We start from the raw sequence: 17,532 nt of genomic DNA, 5'->3' as shown, positions 1-17,532 counted from the left end.
ACCGTGCCCCGGGTCAGAAGTGCGCCGCCGCCCACGCGCCCAGTTCGGAGCGGGCCGCGGTCAGCAGCTCCGCCGAGGGCGCGGTCGCCCCGTCGGTCACCAGCGCGTAGTGCAGCGTGCCGGAGTCCCGGTCGGTGAGCAGCAGCCGGCGGCTGCCGGTGCCGCCCGGTTCCGGGGCCACGCCGACCGGGGTGCCGGCGGTGTACGCGGGCGGTGCGTACACCGCGCCCAGGTCGGAGACGACGGTGGTGGAGGCGGTCGGGAAGGACGCCGGGAGGTGCAGTTCGGTGGGGGCGGTGCCGCCGCCGGAGCGCCACACCAGCAGCCCGTACCGGCCGGAGCCCACGAGCCTCGCCACGTTCGGCAGGGTGGACGGCACCGGGTTCCAGGTGAGGGTGGTGGAGCCGTCGCGGGAACGGTCCTCGTAGGTGAAGGCCAGGGCGGTGCCGGCGGTGGCGCTCGGGTAGAGGCGGTCGAGGAGCCGGGCGTCCTGGCGCAGGGTGGCGTTCCCGGAGTCGTCCAGTCGTACGGCGGAGAGGTCCTCGTCGTTCCAGGCGTCGCCGGAGGTGAGCACCTTGTCGGGGTTGCCGTTCATCGGCTCGTGGTGCCGGCCGCTGTAGAGGTCCCACTGCCACTGGGTGCCGGAGAGCACCGGCCCGGAGTGCGCCGGGTCCGACCACCAGTTCGCTCCGGGAAGGCGGGAGTCGAGCGCCTGGTACATGGCCTTGAGGACGGTGGGCGCCTTGTCGGAGACCGTGCCGGACAGCGGGTGCCCGAACTCGCTGACCAGGGCGGCGGTGCCGGCGGCCGTGGCGCGGTCACGGATCGCGGTGAAGTCGGCGGCGTACTGGCCGTCGGCGGCCTTGCCCCACATCAGGACGCCGGAGATGGCCTTCTGGTCGTAGAAGTGGGTGTTGAGAACATAGCGCGGGCCGAGCGTGCCCGCGTCCAGCAGGCCGCCCTCCTGCTTCTGGGTGGAGATGTTGGCGTTCCAGAACAGGTTCGGCTCGACGAACGCGGGCTTGTCCTGCCAGCCGGCGGCGTCCATCCGGGCGCGGAACCGCACGTAGAACGGCCAGAGCAGATCGCGTTCCCAGCTGCGCGAGGCCTGCCCGGAGTCGTAGGTGCCCGCGTAGGGCTCGTTGTAGGGGTCGAACCCGACGACGCCGGCGAACTCGTCGTCGGTCAGATGCCCGCGCAGGTAAGCCATGGTGGTCTGGGCGGTGGCGAGGAAGGCGTCCTGGAGGCCGTACGCGTTGTGCCAGAAGTCGTGCTGCGCCTGCTGCACGGCGGCGTTCTGCGTGATGTTCTGGCCCCAGAAGAGACAGATCCCGCAGGATTCCTTCGGGTAGTTCCCCGCGTCGACCGCCCACCCGGGGGCACCGTCGCCGGTGTACCAGCTGCCCGGGCCGAACAGGTGGCGGGCGTACAGGTCCTGGTGGAAGTCGGGGTAGACGCGGATACCCGCGTCCAGGAAGGCGCGGATCTGCTCGGTGACGGCGGCCAGATAGGCGGTGTCGACCTGGCCGCGGGCGGGCTCGGCGTGCGCCCAGGAGAGCAGGAAGCGGACCGCGTTGCCGCCGCCGAGGGCACGCAGCGCGGTCGCGGACTTCCTGGCGTCGGCGGCCGAGGCGAAGGGCAGACCGCCGTTCTCCTCCAGTTTGGTCTCGCCGGAGACGTTGTAGCCGCGCAGGACGACCTCGCGGCCCTGGCCGTCGGTGAAACGGCCGTCGCTCACGGTCAGTCGAGTGCCGTCGAACCAGAGGGAGTCGGCGGGGGCGGCGGTGGCGGACCCGCTGCCCGTCACCGTCAGGAATCCACAGAGGATGACCAGTACAGCCAGTACACGCACCCGAATATTCGGCATGTCCACTACAGTCCGGTGCCCGCCCGGAGGCAGTCAATACTTTCTGACTCTCCAGTAAGTTGACCGGTCCCCCGCCCGCACCCGCCCGTCCGAGCGGCCGGCGGTGGTGCGCGGGACGATGGAGACCTGGCCCCGCGGGAAGGAGCCGAGCGTGCGTGACATCCTGCCGACGCTGGAACGCTGGTACGCGGCCCGGCTCCCGTTCGGGCTCGCCACCGTCGTCGCGGTCAGCCGCAGCGCGCCGCGCGGGCCCGGCGCCGCCATGGCGGTGGGCCCCGGTGACGAGGTCGTGGGCAGCGTGTCCGGCGGCTGTGTGGAAGGGGCGGTGTTCGAGCTGGCCCAGGAGGTCGTGGCGAGCGGCGCGGCCCGCCTGGCGACCTTCGGCTACAGCGACGAGGACGCCTTCGCGGTCGGGCTGACCTGCGGCGGCGAGATTACCGTGCTGGTACGGCCGGTGACCCCGGCCACGGACCGGGCGTTCGGCGCGGTCGCCGCGTCGGTGCGCACCGGCGAGCCGGTCACCCTGGCCACCGTGGTCGACGGTCCCGCCCCGCGCGGATCCACCCTCGCGGTGTGGCCGGACAGCGTGTACGGCACGCTCGGCACGCGCGGCCTCGATGTCGCCGTCACCGCCGACGCGCGCGGCGAGCTGGCCCTCGGCGCCTCGGTGCTGCGGCACTACGGGCCGCGCGGGGAGCGCCGCGAGGACGAGGTCACGCTCTTCCTCCAGTCCTTCGCGCCGCCGCCGCGCATGCTGGTCTTCGGCGCCATCGACTACGCGGCCGCGGTGGCGCGCATCGGCGACTTCCTCGGCTACCGGGTCACCGTGTGCGACGCCCGTGCGGTCTTCGCCACACCGAAGCGCTTCCCGCCGGGCACGGAGGTCGTCGTGGACTGGCCGCACCGCTATCTGCGGGCCACGGTCACCGACGAGCACACGGTGATCTGTGTGCTCACCCACGACCCCAAGTTCGATGTGCCGCTGCTTCTGGAGGCGCTGCGCCGGCCGGCCGCCTATGTCGGGGCGATGGGCAGCCGCCGTACCCACGCGGAGCGCTGGGAGCGGCTGGTCGCGGCGGGACTCGGCGAGGACGAGCTGTCCCGGCTGCGCTCGCCGCTCGGGCTGGACCTCGGCGCCCGGACGCCGGAGGAGGTGGCCGTGTCGGTCGCGGCGGAGATCGTCGCCCTGCGCTGGGGCGGCAGCGGGGCGCCGCTGACCGGGACCGCGGGGGCCATCCACCACCCCGCCCCGCCCTGAGCGCGAGGCGCGTGGCACGGCCGGCCCCGGGCTCAGTGCCGGACCGACCCGGGCAGCAGCCGAGCGGCCGGCACCGCGGCGACCGCGTACAGGCACGCGGACCCCAGCGCCACCGCGTGGAACCCCCACAGGAACCGCCCCTCGGCCGTCGGCGCGCCCGCCATCGCCCCGGCCACCGCGATCCCGATCGCGCCCCCGGTCTGCCGGGCGGTGTTGTTGACGGCCGACGCCAGCCCCGACCGTTCGCCGGGTACGGCGGCGATCGCGGCGGCGACCACCGCGGGCGTCAGCAGCCCGCAGCCGATCCCCCACAGCAGGAACGCGGCCAGCAGCAGCGGATAGCCGGTGCCGGCCGTGGCCCGGGTCAGCAGGGCGAGCCCGGCCGCGGCCACGAGCAGCCCGGCCACGGCCGGCAGCCGCGCCCCGATCCTGCTGGTGATCCGCCCGCCGAGCAGCGCGAACACGGCGAGCGGCAGGAACAGGGGGAGCACCGCGAGACCGGCCTGGAACGCCGACCGGTGCTGCACCGACTGAAGGAACAGGGTCAGCACGAACAGCGTGCCCAGCGCGCACAGGTTCATGATCCCCGCGGTGATGTTGGCCGCGCCGAACGCCGGGCGGCGCACCAGGGCCGGGGGGATCATCGCGGTGTCGCCGCGGCGCCGCTCGGCCACGACGAGGGCCGTCAGCGCGGCCAGGGCGACCACCACGGCCGCGAGCACCCGCGGTGCCGTGGCCCCCGGCCGGCCGCCCTCGATGAAGGCGTAGGTGGTGGACAGCAGGCCCAGGCCGCCGAGCACCAGGGCGGGCAGGTCGAGCGGCGGGGCCGCTTCGTCCCGGCTCTCCCGGACGACGGCGAGGGACCAGACCAGGGCGAGCAGCACGATCGGCACGTTGACCAGGAAGATCGCCCGCCAGCCCAGGCCGTCGGTGAGGGCGCCGCCGAGCAGCGGGCCGGCGGGCAGGGCGAGGCTGCCGATGCCCGCCCAGACACCGATCGCGCGGGCCCGTTCGGCGGAGTCGGGGAAGGCGCGGCCGATGATCGCCAGGGAGCCGGGCAGCAGCAGGGCGGCGCCGAGGCCCTGCACCACCCGGGCGGCGACCAGGACGGGCACCCCCGGGGCGAGGCCGCAGCCCAGCGATCCGGCACCGAACACGGCGAAGCCGGCCAGCACGACCCGCCGGTGGCCGTACCGGTCCCCGGCCGTGCCGCTGGTCAGCATCAGCGAGGCCAGGGTCAGCGCGTAGCCGTCGACCACCCACTGGAGTCCGCCGACGCCGGTGCCGAGCCCGGAGCCGATGGCGGGCAGGGCGACGTTGACGATCGTCACGTCGAGCAGCACCAGGAAGTAACCGGCGCACATGACGAGAAGGACCGTGGAGGGGGAACCGGCGCGGGTCGGGGGACGCACCGCGCGCCTCAGCAGGGTTGCCGCTGTGTGAGCCATGCCCCACGGGTACCACCCGGGACCGGCCATGCCCCTGTGCGTTACCAGGGATCTCCGGCCACGCGCCCGTGCAGGTGCTGGTCGTGCCAGCCGTCGGCGTGCAGCAGGGCGCTGCGCTGGGTGCCCTCGTAGCCGAACCCGGCCTTCTCGGCCACCCGGCAGGAGGCGGTGTTGGCCGTGGAGTGGCACAGGGTGAGCCGGTGCAGGCCCAGGTCGGTGAGGGCCCAGTGGCTGAGCCGCCGGGCGGCCGCGACGGCGAGGCCGCCGCCGCGTGCCTCGGGCAGCACCCAGTAGAAGACCTCGGCGGTGCCGCCGGCCAGGTCGACGTCGTTCAGCCCGGCGAGTCCGACGGCCGCGCCGCCGGACGGGGCGATGGCCCAGACCGCCCCGGTCTCGGCCTGCCGGCGCGCGTGGATCCGCTCGATGCGCGCCCGGGCCTCGGCTCGGCTGCTCACGGTGAAGAGGTTCCACCGGCTGATGTCCGGGTCCTGCCCGGCGGTGAGCAGGGCGTCCGCGTCGGCGTCGTCGAGGTTCCAGGGGCGCAGGCAGCGGCCGTCGGGCAACGCCAGCACGGGCTGGGCGCCGGCGGCGAGCCGGCCGGCGGGTACGACATCGGGTATGCCGGAGCTGATCGTCACCCGGTGATCATCGCATGGGGGCCGGTCGGCGCGGGGGCAGCCGGTGCAGGGTGACGTCCGCGAGGGTGCCGTCGGCGACGGTGGCCGTCAGATAGGTGCAGTGCGGCTGGCGGCGGCGGTCGGTCGGGGAGCCGGGGTTGAGCAGCCGCAGCCCGCCGGGGGCGGTGGTGTCCCAGGGGATGTGGCTGTGGCCGAAGACGAGGACGTCCAGGTCGGGGAAGCGGGCGGCGCAGCGGGCCTCCCGGCCCTGGGCGGGGCCGGTCTCGTGCACCACGCCGAAGCGCAGCCCGCCCAGTTCGGCGCGGGCCACCTCGGGCAGCCGGGCGCGCAGCTCGGGGCCGTCGTTGTTGCCGTACACGCCGACCAGCCGGCGGCTGCGGCTCTCCAGCAGGTCGAGCGTGGCGGTGTCGACCCAGTCCCCGGCGTGGAACACGACGTCCGCCCGCTCGAGCTCGGCGAGCAGCTGCTCGGGGAGCCGCTTGGCGCGTTTCGGCAGGTGGGTGTCGGACATCAGGAGCAGACGCACCACGTCAGCCTAGGTGGACCGGGAGGTCAGGCGGCGGACCGTGGCGAGGGTGCCGAGGGCGGCGGCGCCCGCGCCGAGGGCCGTGGCGGCGGGGTGCCGGCTCAGGGTCTGCTGCCAGGACCGGGCGTGGGCGCTGTCGTCGAAGGCGCCGTGGGCGCCCTGGTCGTCGGCGGGGTCGCGGTCGACCGGGGCGAAGAGATTGTCCAGGCCGGAGGGCGGGATGCGGCCGGTCTGCTGGGAGTCGAAGCCGGTGCGGGCCAGATAGCGGTCGAGCAGGGCCGGGGCGAACCGGTTGGCCCAGATGGTGGCGACCGTGCTCGCGCCGACGTAGTACTGCTTGCGGCGCGGATGGTCGGCGGCGTACAGCACACCGCGCGCGGCGACCTCCGGCTGGTAGATCGGCGGCACCGGCATGGGGTGCCGGGACAGCCGGGAGCGCACCCAGTCGAACTGGGGGGTGTTGACGGCGGGCAGCTGGACGACGGTGACGTGCACCTTGCTGCCGCGGTGCAGGAGTTCGGTGCGCAGGGCGGAGGTGAAGCCGTTGATGGCGTGCTTGGCGCCGCAGTAGGCCGACTGGAGCGGGATGGACCGCTCGCCGAGCGCGGAGCCGACCTGCACGATCGTGCCCCGGTCGCGGGGCAGCATACGGGCGAGGGCGGAGCGGGTGCCGTTGACGAAGCCGAGGTAGGTGACCTCGGTGACCCGCCGGAACTCCTCGGCACTGATCTCCTCGAACGGCGCGAACACGGTGCAGAACGCGCAGTTGACCCAGACGTCGATGGGCCCGAACTCCTGCTCGGCGGCCCGGGCGACGGCCTCGGTCTGCTCGGGGTCGGCCACGTCGGCGGGGTGCACCAGGGGCCGGCCGCCGAGGGCCGCGACCTCGTCGGCCGCCGCCCGCAGCCCGCCCTCGCCGCGCGCGACCAGCACGACGTTCGCCCCGCGGCGGGCGTACAGCCGGGCGGTGGCCCGGCCGACCCCGGCGCTGGCGCCGGTGATGACGACGGTGGTGGGCATGATCGGCTGCTCCTTCCGGTTGCTGCTCACTGCTTCCTGCCTCCCGCTTCCGCCTCCCGCCGGCCGGTGTCAGCCGCGCCTGCCCCGCCGCCGGAGCGCGCGGACGGTGCCCGCTGTCAGGGCGGCGGCGGAGGCGGTCGTCGCGGCGGTGGTCGCCCAGCGGGCCGTACGGGACGGCTCGGGCGGGCGGTCGGCGAGGCGGTCGGGGTGGTCGCTGGGCAGGTTGCCGTCGAGTCCGAGGGCCAGCACCTCGGCGAGGTGCAGGGCGCGCCGGCCGGTGCCGCCCTGCTCGATCTGGGTGCGGCAGCTGAAGCCGTCGGCGAGGACCAGGCTGTCCGGGGCGGCCGCCCGCACGGACGGCAGGACGCCCAGTTCCGCGACGGCCATGGACACCTCGTGGTGGCCGCGTTCGAAGCCGAAGTTGCCGGCCAGGCCGCAGCAGCCCTCGTCGAGGACGTCGGCGTCGAGGTGGGCGCGGCGCATGAGTTCGCGGTCGGCGTCGAACTTGGTGACGGCGTGCTGGTGGCAGTGGGTCTGCACGGTGGCCTGCCGGGCGAGCTGCGGCGGCCGCCAGCCTTCGGGGGCGTGGTGGACGAGCTGTTCGGCGAAGGTGCGGACCTGTCCGGCCAGCCGCTGGACGTCCTGGTCGGCCGGGAGGAGTTCGGGGGCGTCGGCGCGGAACACCGCCGTACAGGACGGTTCCAGGCCGATGACCGGGGTGCCGGCCTCCAGGTAGGGGGCCAGGACGCCGAGGGTGCGGCGCAGCACCCGCTTGGCGGCGGGCAGTTGCCCGGTGGAGATCCAGGTCAGCCCGCAGCACACGGGCTCGGTGGGCACGGCGACCCGGAACCCGGCGTCCTCCAGCACGCGGACGGCGGACCGGGCGACGGCCGGGTGGAAGTAGGTGCTGAAGGTGTCGGGCCACAGCAGGACCGTGCGCGGGTCGGCCGGGTCGGGGTCCTCGCCGCCGCGCTCCCGCCACCACTGCACGAAGGACCGCTCGGCGAAGACGGGTGCCGAGCGGGCGCCGTCCACGCCGGCCAGCCGTTTGCCCACGGCGGCGAGGCCGGGCGCGTGCAGCGCGGAGTTGACCAGGGCCGGGGCGGCCCGGGACAGCCGGGCCCACACCGGGAGCCAGCCCATCGCGTAGTGCGCCATGGGCCGGACCCGGCCGGCGTAGTGCTGGGAGAGGAACTCGGCCTTCAGGGTCGCCATGTCGACCCCGGTCGGGCAGTCCGACTTGCAGCCCTTGCAGGCCAGGCAGAGGTCGAGCGCGTCGCGTACGGCGGTGGAGCGCCAGCCGTCCTCGATCACGGAGTCGGCGTGGCCGCCGAGCATCTCGAACAGCAGCCGGGCCCGCCCGCGCGTGGAGTGCTCCTCCTCCCTGGTGGCCCGGTAGGAGGGGCACATCACGCCGCCGGAGTGGCCACGGCAGTTGCCGATGCCGACGCAGCGCAGCACGGCCCGGCCGAAGGAGTGGTCGTCCTCGGGGAAGCCGAAGTGGGTCTCGGGGGTGGCGGGCCGCCAGGTGGGGCCGAGGCGCAGCTGTCCGTCGACGGGGTTGGGGTGCACGATCTTGCCGGGGTTCATCCGGTTCCCGGGGTCGAAGAGCGCCTTCAGCTCGCCGAACGCGGTGACGAGCCGTTCGCCGAACATGCGGGTCAGCAGCTCGCCGCGGGACTGGCCGTCGCCGTGCTCGCCGGAGAGCGAGCCGTCGTAGGAGACGACCAGGTCGGCGGCGCGTTCCAGGAAGCGGCGGAACCGGGCGACGCCGTCGGCGGTGCGCAGCCCGAAGGGGATGCGGGTGTGCACGCAGCCCTGCCCGAAGTGGCCGTACAGGGACGGGTGGTCGTAGTCGAACTCGGCGAACAGGCCCTTGAGGTCGCGCAGGTAGTCGCCGAGCCGCTCGGGCGGTACGGCGGAGTCCTCCCAGCCCTCCCAGGTCTCCCGGTCGTCGGGCGGGCGGGCGGTGACGCCGAGTCCGGCCTCGCGGGCCCTCAGCATCCGCTGCTCGCGCTCGGGGTCGTCGGAGAAGGCGACGGTGCTGTCCTTCTCGTCCCGGCCGACGGCCCGCAGCAGGGCGTGCGCCTGCTCGTCCACGTCCTCCTGGCTGTCGCCGCTGTACTGCACCATCAGCCAGCTGTCGCCCTCGGGCAGCACGGCGAGGGAGTCGAGATAGGCGCCCTCCTCCCGCATCAGCTGGGCCATCCGCCCGTCCAGCGCCTCCAGCTGGCTGGGCGAGCAGTGTTCCAGCAGCTGGGGTACGTCGTCGGCGGCGGCGCAGATGTCGTCGTAGCCGAGCACCAGCAGCGACTGGTACGGCGGCACGGGCACCAGGTCGAGTTCCGCGCGCAACACGGTGACCAGGGTGCCCTCGCTGCCGACGAGCGCCTTGGCCACGTCGAAGCCGTTCTCGGGCAGCAGCGAGTCGAGGTTGTAGCCGGAGACCCGGCGCGGGATCTTGGGGTAGCCGCGGCGGATGTCGGCGAGGTAGGCGCCGGCGATGCGGTCGAGCCCGGCGTAGATCTCGCCGAGCCGGCCGCCGCCGGCGATGATCCGGGCCCGTTCGTCGGGCGGGGTGGGGCCGACCCAGGCGCGCTGCCCGTCGTAGGTGAGGATCTCCAGCCGCCGGACGTTGTCGACGGTCTTGCCGTACGCCTGGGCGGAGGCGCCGCAGGAGTTGTTGCCGATCATGCCGCCCAGCGCGCAGTGGCTGTGGGTGGACGGTTTGGGCCCGAACTGGAGCTTGTGCCGGGCGAGTCGCCGGTTGAGTTCGTCCAGGACGATCCCGGGCTCCACGACACAGGTGCGCCGGTCGGGGTCGACGGAGATCAGTCCGGTGCAGTACTTGCTCCAGTCGATCACCACGGCGGTGTTGGTCGTCTGTCCGGCCAGGCTGGTGCCGCCGCCCCGGGACAGCACGGGGGCGTCGAAGCGTGCGCACACCGCCAGCGCCCGGGCGCCCGCCTCCACCGTGCGGGGGACGACGACGCCCAGCGGGGGCTGCCGGTAGTTGGAACCGTCCGTGGCGTAGGCGCCGCGGCTGCCCGCGTCGAACCGGATCTCGCCGTCCACCTCGGCCCGGAGGGCGGCCTCCAGGCCGGATGTGTCCGCAGCGGTCATCTGCGCTCCCTGTTCTCACCGTTCTCACCGATGTGCTGCCGGGCTGTGGGGTCCGGGGACCGGCGAGTACCCGGCAATTCCGCGGGCAAAGCCGAACCGACCGCCGCCGGCTGGTCACCGTGGGCGAGGACGGGCGGGCGCAGGGGTTCAGTCCTCGCCGCGCACGATGTTGTCCTCGGCTGCCGGGCCCTGCCGTCCGGTGCCGGCGCCGGTCACGACGGCGGGCAGGCAGGTGCGCACCGCCCCGTCCCGTCGGCGTCCGGTCTTCGTCCGGCCGGTCTCGGCGCGGGGGGCGGCTTTCTCACTGGTGTGCGCGGTCACGTCGGTCATCTTCCTTCTGCGTCCCCTCGCCCGGCGGAAGGCTCTCGTGTTGCCGCCGGGCCCTGGGGGGCGCGTGTGCGATGTGTTCGGCCGGGTCCCCGCGCCGGGGGTTTTCGAAACCTTGCCGGTCAGCAGTCAGCGGTCAGGTGCGGTGCCGGTCAGCGTCAGGTGCGGTGCCGGTCAGCGTCAGGTGCGGTGCCGGTCAGCGGTCAGGTGCGGCCGCCGCCCCCGCCACCGAAGGACCCGCTGGACCCGGGCGACCAGCGCGCCCTGCGCTGGTCGTCGGCGCGGCGGCTGCGGATGTTGCCGAGCTGGTGGGGCGTCAGACGCTCACTCTCGTCCGCCGCCCGCGGCACCTCGTGCGGCTCGCGCATCTCGCTGACCTCGCGGACCGGCCCGGTCGGCGGCAGCACGGGCTGCTCCTCGGGCCGTGGCGGCGCCGGTTCGCGCTCGCGCACCTTGAAGCCGAGACGGAAGGCCCAGAGGAGTCCGGCGGCACAGGCGACCCCGGCGACCAGGATGAGGACGTATCCGAAGACCTGCGCACCGGCGGCTGCTTCGGACCTGACGTGGCTGGCGTACATGGCGATGTCCATGCGCCCCGGGTACCCACCCGGGCCGCGCGTACGACCGGGGGTGTGCAGGGCGTGGCGCTGCCGGGGCCAGGGCCGGCCGCGAGTAGCGTCACCAGGGATGACCGAAACGCCCGATGTGCCGGAAACCCATGAGATCGTCGTCCGCTACCTGGCCCCCGCCCCGCGGCCCGGCCGGACCCTGCTGCGCTGGCTCGCCACCACGGACCACAAGGTGATCGGCCGGCTGTACATGGTGACGTCGTTCTGCTTCTTCCTGTTCGCCGGGCTGCTGGCACTCGGGATGCGCGCCGAACTGGCGCGGCCGGGGCTCCAGTTCCTGAGCCTGCACGGCTACGACCAGTTCTTCACGATCCACGGCACGATCATGATGCTGCTGTTCGCGACCCCGATGTTCGCCGGGTTCGCCAACGCCGTCATGCCGCTCCAGATCGGTGCGCCGGACCTGGCGCTGCCCCGGCTGAACGCGCTGTCGTACTGGATGTACCTGTTCGGGGCGCTGATGGTGGTGTCCGGTTTTCTGGTGCCGGGCGGGGCCGCCGCGTTCGGCTGGTTCGCCTACGCGCCGCTGAACAGCGCCTACTTCTCGCCCGGCGCGGGCGGCGACCTGTGGGCGATGGGCCTGGTGGTCACCGGTGTGTCGACGACCCTGACCGCGGTCAACTTCATCACCACGATCGTGGCCCTGCGCGCCCCGGGGCTGACCATGTTCCGGATGCCGATCTTCACCTGGAACGTGCTGTTCACCTCGATCCTGATCCTGCCCGCGTTCCCGGTGCTGACGGCCGCGCTGCTGGCGCTGGAGGCGGACCGGAAGTTCGGGGCGCATGTGTTCGACGCGGCGAACGGGGGCGCGCTGCTGTGGCAGCACCTGTTCTGGTTCTTCGGGCATCCGGAGGTCTACATCGTGGCGCTGCCGTTCTTCGGGATCATCTCGGAGATCGTCCCGGTGTTCTCCCGCAAGCCGCTGTTCGGCTATCTGCCGATGATCGGCGCGACCATCGCGATCACGATGCTGTCGGCGGTGGTGTGGGCGCACCACATGTTCGCCACGGGCGCGGTGCTGCTGCCGTTCTTCTCCGTGATGTCGTTCCTGATCGCGGTGCCCACCGGCATCAAGTTCTTCGCCTGGATCGGGACGATGGTGAACGGGTCGGTGTCGTTCGAGACACCGATGCTGTGGGCGATGGGCTTCCTGATGTCCTTCCTGCTCGGCGGGTTGAGCGGGGTGCTGATCGCCTCCCCGCCGCTGGACTTCCATCTCACCGACACCTACTTCATCGTGGCGCACCTGCACTATGTGCTGTTCGGCACCGTGGTGTTCGCGATGTTCGCGGGGTTCTACTTCTGGTGGCCGAAGTTCACCGGGAAGATGCTGGACGAGCGGCTCGGCAAGGTCCACTTCTGGCTGCTGTTCCCGGCGTTCCAGCTCACCTTCCTGGTGCAGCACTGGCTGGGCGAGGCGGGGATGTCGCGCCGTTACGCCGACTATCTCCCGTCGGACGGGTTCACGCTGCTCAACACCCTGTCGTCGGCGGGCGCGTTCCTGCTGGGCGTGTCCACCCTGCCGTTCCTGTACAACGTCTGGCGCACCGCGGCCAGGGGCGAGCGGGTCGGCGCCGACGACCCCTGGGGCTGGGGCCGGGGCCTGGAGTGGGCCACCTCCTGTCCGCCGCCCCGGCACAACTTCACGGCGCTGCCCCGGATCCGCTCCGAGTCGCCCGCCTTCGACCTGCACCATCCGGAGGTCGACAGTCCGGCCGGGGAGGAGCTGGCACGATGAAGGCCGAGTCGATGCTGTTCGGCGGGGTCGCGCTGTTCTTCGGCGGGTCGGCCGCGCTGTACGGGGTGTGGTCGGGCGACGAGACCGGCACCGTGGCGCTGGTCGTCGCGTGTGGGATGGCGGGGCTGGTGTCGTTCTTCTGCCTGATCCAGTTCCGGCGGCGGGGCGCCCGCGCGCAGGACCGGACGGAGGCGGAGGTCGCGGACGCCGCTGGGCCGGTGGCGTTCTTCCCGGACGAGAGTGTGTGGCCGGTGGTCACCGCGCTGGGATTCGCGGTGACGGCGACCGGTGTGGTCTACGGGCTGTGGCTGTTCCTCATCGGGCTGGGCGTTCTGGCTCGCGGGGTGTACGGGATGGTGTTCCAGTACGCGCACCGGTGAGCGGCCTGCGCGGGGCGCCGGGCCGGAACGACCCGACGGGCTCGTGGTCGCTGTCGTAGCCGCCGGAGACGCTCTGCGTGACCTCCCCGGTGGGCACGCCCTCCTCGAGCCGCTCGCGCTCGGCCTCGGTGAGGGCCCGGCACAGCCAGCGGGTCACCGTGAAGGCCAGCAGGGGCGCCACGACCAGGGCGATGCGCAGCACCCAGGTGAGGGCGTTCACGGAGATGTGGAAGGTCTGGGCGATCACGTCGTTTCCGCCGGCCAGCAGCAGGACGACGTAGAACACCGTGCCGGCCACGCCGAGCCCGGTGCGTACGGGGCGTTCGCGGGGCCGGTCGCACAGGTGCTGTTCGCGCTGCCGCTCCCCCGTCAGGCGCTGCTCCACGAAGGGATAGGCGTACAGGACCGCGAAGAGCAGGCCGGGCAGCACCACGGCCGGGAGCAGCACGTTCCACATGAAGGTGTGCCCGGCGACCGTGGTCTCCCACGGCGGTACGAGGCGCAGCGCGCCCTCCAGGAAGCCGACGTACCAGTCGGGCTGGGAGTCGGTGGAGGCCTGGTCGGGGCGGTAGGGGCCGTAGACCCAGACGGGGTTGATCTGCGCCAGGCCGGCGAGCAGCACCAGGACGCCGGAGACGGTGAGGGCCAGGCCGGTGGAGGACGCCGCGAACTGCGGGACCAGGGGCTTGCCGACGGAGTTGCGGTTGGTGTGCCCGGGGCCGCGCCAGTGGGTGTGTTTCAGGTAGAACACCAGGATCAGGTGCACGGTGACCAGGCCGATCAGTACGCCGGGCAGCAGCAGGATGTGCACGGGGTAGAGCCGGGTGATGATGTCGTGGCCCGGGTACTGGCCGCCGAAGACGAAGAACGCGACGTAGGTGCCGACCACCGGGAGCGAGGCCATGATCCCCTGGGCGATGCGCAGCCCGGTCCCGGAGAGCAGGTCGTCGGGGAGCGAGTAGCCGGCGAACCCCTCGGCGAGCGAGACGACGAACAGGGTGAGCCCGATGACCCAGTTCGCCTCGCGGGGCCTGCGGAAGGCGCCGGTGAAGAAGATCCGCAGCATATGGGTGCCGATGGCGGCGACGAAGACCAGCGCGGCCCAGTGGTGGGTCTGCCGCATCAGCAGTCCGCCGCGGACGTCGAAGCTGATCCGGAGGGTGGAGTCGAAGGCCTCCGACATCCGGACCCCGCGCAGCGGCGTGTACGGGCCCGCGTAGACGACCTCGCGCATCTCCGGCTTGAAGAACAGCGTCAGCCAGACCCCGGTGACGATGAGCACCAGCAGGCTGTACAGGGCGATCTCGCCGAGCAGGAAGGACCAGTGCTCGGGAAACGCCTTGCGCAGCAGCGAGCCGCCCTCGGTGAGCGGCAGTCTGGCGTCGACGGCGTCGGCGAACCGTTCGGCGCGGCGGGTGGTGCGGCGGGCGGCGCGGCGGGCGGCGCCCCTCACCGCTCCTCCGGGGCCGCCGCCGCCCGCTCCACCTCCGCCTCGATCTCGGCGCGCGGCCGGCCCGTCTGCTTGGCGTACTCACTCACCGCGCTCTGCACGTCCCGGGCCAGGTCCCGCCAGGCCCGCAGGGCGGTCTCGTAGGTGCCCGACTGGGCACCGGTCATCCCCCGCTCGGCGGGTGGGCCATAGGTGCTGCGCAGCTCCTCGACGGTGGCGTGTGCCGCCTCGGCCGCGCGCTGCTTCTGCACCAGTTCCTCGAAGGTGTGTGCCACACCACTCGACCCTAGGCACGCGGACCGGATTGCGCCTGTCCAACGGCCCGGGAAGCACCCGTGTGGCGGCCGCGGGCCCGTGCTGACCGTCCAGGACGAGCCCGTCCGGGACGAACGCCAAGCCCCTGTGCGGCCGGGGGCAGAAGCACACGCCGGCCATCCCGGACGAGCCGCCGGCCGGTGGGCGTCTCACGGGTCGGGGGTGAGTTCTGCCCAGACCTGTTTGCCGCCGCTGACCGGGACCGTTCCCCAGGCCGCCGAAACCGCTTCGACCAGCAGGATGCCCCGGCCGCCGGTGGCTTCCCAGCCGATGTCGGTGGGCTTGACCGGGCTGCGCGGTGAGGTGTCGGCGACGGCGAGCCGCAGCCGGTGGTTGACCAGGCTGAGGTCGAGCCGGACCGGGCCGTCGGTGTGCACCAGCGCGTTGGTGACGAGTTCGGAGACGATCAGCAGGGCCGCGTCCATCGTGTCCGGCGAGACGTTCCAGGTGCGCAGGGTGCGCCGGGTGAAGCGGCGGGCGTGCCGGGCGGCCTCCGGCACCCGCCACACCGTCCAGCTCTCCCGCAGCGGGCAGACGGCCAGGCCGTCGTACCGCATCAGCAGCAGGGCGACGTCGTCGCCGCGGTGCGCGCCCGCGAGCAGGGTGTCGGCGACCTGGCCGAGGTGGGCGGGGTCGGCGGCGGCGAGGTCGTGGGCGAGCCGGTCCATGCCGGTGTCGAGGTCGGTCTCGGGGGACTCCACCAGCCCGTCGGTGGTCAGCGCGAGCAGCGTGCCGGGGGTGAGCCGCAGCGGGGTCATCGGGAACTCGGCCCGGTCCAGCACCCCGAGTGGCGGCCCGCCCTCGGACCCCACGGTCTCGGTGCCGCCGTCCGGATGGCGCAGCAGCGGCGGCAGGTGGCCGGCCCGCACGATCCACGCGGTGCCCTGCTCCATGTCGACGTCGACGTAGGCGCAGGTGGCGAAGAGGTCGGTCTCCATCTCCAGCAGCAGCCGGTTGGCGTGGGCGACGACCACGTCGGGGGCGTGGCCCTCGGTGGCGTAGGCGCGCAGCGCGGTGCGCATCTGGCCCATCAGGGTGGCGGCGCCCGCGTTGTGGCCCTGGACGTCGCCGATGACCAGGGCCACGTGGTTGTCGGCGAGCGGGATCACGTCGTACCAGTCGCCGCCGACCTCCAGCCCCGCGGTGGTGGGCAGGTAGCGGGCCACGGCGACCGCGCCGGGCAGCCGGGGCAGCCGGCGCGGCAGCAGGGTGCGCTGGAGCATGCCGACGAGCTCGTGCTCGGCGTCGAAGGCGTGGGCGCGCAGCAGGGCCTGTCCGGTCAGACTGGCGCAGGCGGTGAGCAGGGCCCGTTCGTCGGCGCCGAACTCGTGCGGGTCGTCCCAGCCGATCAGGCAGGCGCCGGCCATCCGGCCGCCGGCGGGCAGCGGCAGCACGGCGAGGCCGCCGGGGCCCACCTCGGCGAGCGCGGGTTCGAGCGGGCTGCCGGCGGGCCAGATGCGGGCGCGGCCCTGGCGCAGGGCGGCGGCGAGGGTGGGCATGGCGCGCACGGGCGCGTCGGGCCACTCGGTGCGCCACTCGCTGCGCCACACCTCGGGCCAGGACTCGGGTTCGGGCGGGTCGAGGACGGTGACGACGAGCCGGTCGTTCTCCAGTTCGGCGAGCGCGATCCGGTCGGCCTGGAGCGGTCGGCGCAGGGCGGCGACGACGGCCTTGCCGACGTCCTTGACGGTGCCGGCGGTGGCCAGGGCGGCGGCCAGCCGCTGCACCCGGGCCACGTCGGTGACGTCGGACCGCAGGGTGGAGGCGTCGGCGACGGTGCCGACGAGCCGGGCGGGGCGGCCCTCCCCGGCGGGCAGCAGCCGGCCGCGCAGCCTCAGCCACCTGGGGGACCCGGAGGCCTGGCGGACGCGGAACTCCAGTTCCCGGTCGCCGATGGTCATATGGTCGGCCTCGACGACGGACATCAGGGCGGGCAGGTCCTCCGGCACGGTGAGGGCGAGCAGTGTCTCCACCCGGCCGTCGAAGGCGTCCCGCCCGATGCCGAACAGCCGCAGCAGGGCGTCGCCGACGTCGATCCGCCCGGTGTCCATGGACAGGCTGAAGGCGTCGGCGGTCAGCTCGCCGTTGTCGGTGACGGCCGCCGCGGCGGGTACGGCGACCGCGTGGGCGATCCGGCGCAGACAGGCCCGGTCGTCGGTGCCGAAGCCGCCGGGCTGCTCGCTCACCGCCAGCAGGCAGCCGCCGTCGCGGCCGCCGAGCGGCAGGGCGGCCACCGAGAAGTCCCGGGCGGGGGTGCGGCGCGCCTCGGGGCAGTCGGCCAGCTCCGCCGGGCCGAGCCACAGCGGGCGCCCGGTGCGGTGCGCCTGGGCGGCCGGGGAGCCGCCGGTGACCGGATAGCCGTCCTTGAGCCCGTACAGGGTGCGGGGCAGCCCCGCCGACTCGGCCAGCCACAGCACCGCGGGATCGCCGCCCGGCGCGTACACCCCGGCGAACGCCGCCCCGGCGAACACCAGCGCCTGTTCCAGGACACGGCGCAGGCGGTCGGGTGCCCCGGGGTCCGCGGCGAGTGTCTCCAGGGCGATTTCGGCGCGCTCGGCTCTGGTTCCGTGTACCGCGGCGCCCTCACTGACCACGCCGCCATTACAGCGCTTATACGACCGCCGCGCAGCCCCTGTGCCGTTCCCCCATGGGACCCGGTCGGCGCTTTCGCGGCGGCGGCCCGTGGACCTCGATCGAAACCAAGGGTGCGCGGGGGCGCACATGCGTGTGCGTCCGCCGCCCCGCGCTTCGCCTGCCCGCGCATGGGCCGGGGTGGACGGGGTATATGGATCGCCCCCCGAGGCCTTGTG

General features: G+C 73.8%; 14 protein-coding genes. 3 read left to right on the top strand and 11 right to left on the bottom strand.

From position 1 onward, the window contains the following. Nucleotides 1-13: 13 nt before the first annotated feature. On the bottom strand, nt 14-1,867 hold the full coding sequence (locus ACZ5CZ_RS09760) for a cellulase family glycosylhydrolase (protein WP_468940916.1): 1,854 nt from the start codon (nt 1,865-1,867) through the stop codon (nt 14-16). 151 nt (nt 1,868-2,018) lie between these two features. On the opposite strand from ACZ5CZ_RS09760, the gene ACZ5CZ_RS09755 reads away from it, so the two are divergent. Further along, entirely contained in the window at nt 2,019-3,125 is a 1,107-nt protein-coding gene (locus ACZ5CZ_RS09755) for an XdhC family protein (RefSeq protein WP_468940913.1), read from the top strand. Between the two features lie 32 nt (nt 3,126-3,157). Here the strand turns inward: ACZ5CZ_RS09755 and ACZ5CZ_RS09750 are convergent, their stop codons facing one another. The 7 genes from ACZ5CZ_RS09750 to ACZ5CZ_RS09720 form a co-directional block, all read right to left on the bottom strand. Next, nucleotides 3,158-4,573, bottom strand: coding sequence for an MFS transporter (locus ACZ5CZ_RS09750; protein ID WP_468940911.1), 1,416 nt, complete (start codon nt 4,571-4,573; stop codon nt 3,158-3,160). Between the two features lie 41 nt (nt 4,574-4,614). Next, nucleotides 4,615-5,205, bottom strand: coding sequence for a GNAT family N-acetyltransferase (locus tag ACZ5CZ_RS09745; protein WP_468941417.1), 591 nt, complete (start codon nt 5,203-5,205; stop codon nt 4,615-4,617). Nucleotides 5,206-5,218: 13 nt separating this feature from the next. Then, nucleotides 5,219-5,737 carry a metallophosphoesterase family protein gene (locus ACZ5CZ_RS09740; protein ID WP_468940908.1) on the bottom strand — a complete coding sequence of 173 codons (519 nt, stop codon included), beginning with the start codon at nt 5,735-5,737 and terminating at the stop codon, nt 5,219-5,221. Nucleotides 5,738-5,746: 9 nt separating this feature from the next. Further along, nucleotides 5,747-6,757 (bottom strand): SDR family oxidoreductase, encoded by a 1,011-nt coding sequence (locus ACZ5CZ_RS09735; protein WP_468940906.1) that lies wholly within the window; start codon nt 6,755-6,757, stop codon nt 5,747-5,749. A gap of 69 nt (nt 6,758-6,826) precedes the next feature. Next, the gene (locus tag ACZ5CZ_RS09730) at nt 6,827-9,880 is read right to left on the bottom strand and encodes an FAD-binding and (Fe-S)-binding domain-containing protein (RefSeq protein ID WP_468940903.1); all 3,054 of its coding nucleotides are present in this window, start codon (nt 9,878-9,880) and stop codon (nt 6,827-6,829) included. A 147-nt stretch (nt 9,881-10,027) separates the two neighbouring features. Further along, complete coding sequence (locus ACZ5CZ_RS09725) at nt 10,028-10,210, bottom strand: hypothetical protein (protein WP_385842489.1); 183 nt, start codon at nt 10,208-10,210, stop codon at nt 10,028-10,030. 200 nt (nt 10,211-10,410) lie between these two features. After that, nucleotides 10,411-10,797, bottom strand: a complete 387-nt coding sequence (locus tag ACZ5CZ_RS09720; protein WP_468940899.1) for a DUF6479 family protein — start codon at nt 10,795-10,797, stop codon at nt 10,411-10,413. A 97-nt stretch (nt 10,798-10,894) separates the two neighbouring features. Between ACZ5CZ_RS09720 and ctaD the strand changes: the two genes are divergently transcribed. Then, nucleotides 10,895-12,577 (top strand): aa3-type cytochrome oxidase subunit I, encoded by a 1,683-nt coding sequence (gene ctaD, locus ACZ5CZ_RS09715; protein ID WP_468940896.1) that lies wholly within the window; start codon nt 10,895-10,897, stop codon nt 12,575-12,577. After that, nucleotides 12,574-12,957, top strand: coding sequence for an aa3-type cytochrome oxidase subunit IV (ctaF, locus tag ACZ5CZ_RS09710; protein WP_467541503.1), 384 nt, complete (start codon nt 12,574-12,576; stop codon nt 12,955-12,957). Before ctaD ends, ctaF begins: the two co-directional genes overlap by 4 nt. Here the strand turns inward: ctaF and qcrB are convergent. From qcrB to ACZ5CZ_RS09695, 3 genes are all read right to left on the bottom strand, one after another. Next, nucleotides 12,893-14,410 (bottom strand): cytochrome bc1 complex cytochrome b subunit, encoded by a 1,518-nt coding sequence (gene qcrB, locus ACZ5CZ_RS09705; protein WP_385842485.1) that lies wholly within the window; start codon nt 14,408-14,410, stop codon nt 12,893-12,895. The two genes, ctaF and qcrB, sit on opposite strands and share 65 nt — an antisense overlap. Further along, entirely contained in the window at nt 14,407-14,682 is a 276-nt protein-coding gene (locus tag ACZ5CZ_RS09700; protein ID WP_385842484.1) for a hypothetical protein, read from the bottom strand. Before ACZ5CZ_RS09700 ends, qcrB begins: the two co-directional genes overlap by 4 nt. 189 nt (nt 14,683-14,871) lie before the next feature. Further along, nucleotides 14,872-17,316: a SpoIIE family protein phosphatase gene (locus tag ACZ5CZ_RS09695; protein WP_385842483.1), complete on the bottom strand. Its 2,445-nt coding sequence runs from the start codon at nt 17,314-17,316 to the stop codon at nt 14,872-14,874. Between the last annotated feature and the right edge of the window lie 216 nt (nt 17,317-17,532).

Source organism: Streptomyces sp. NPDC031418, from assembly GCF_055581605.1.
The sequence above is the reverse complement of the archived record's forward strand: the minus strand, read 5'-3'. Positions and strand labels throughout refer to the sequence as shown.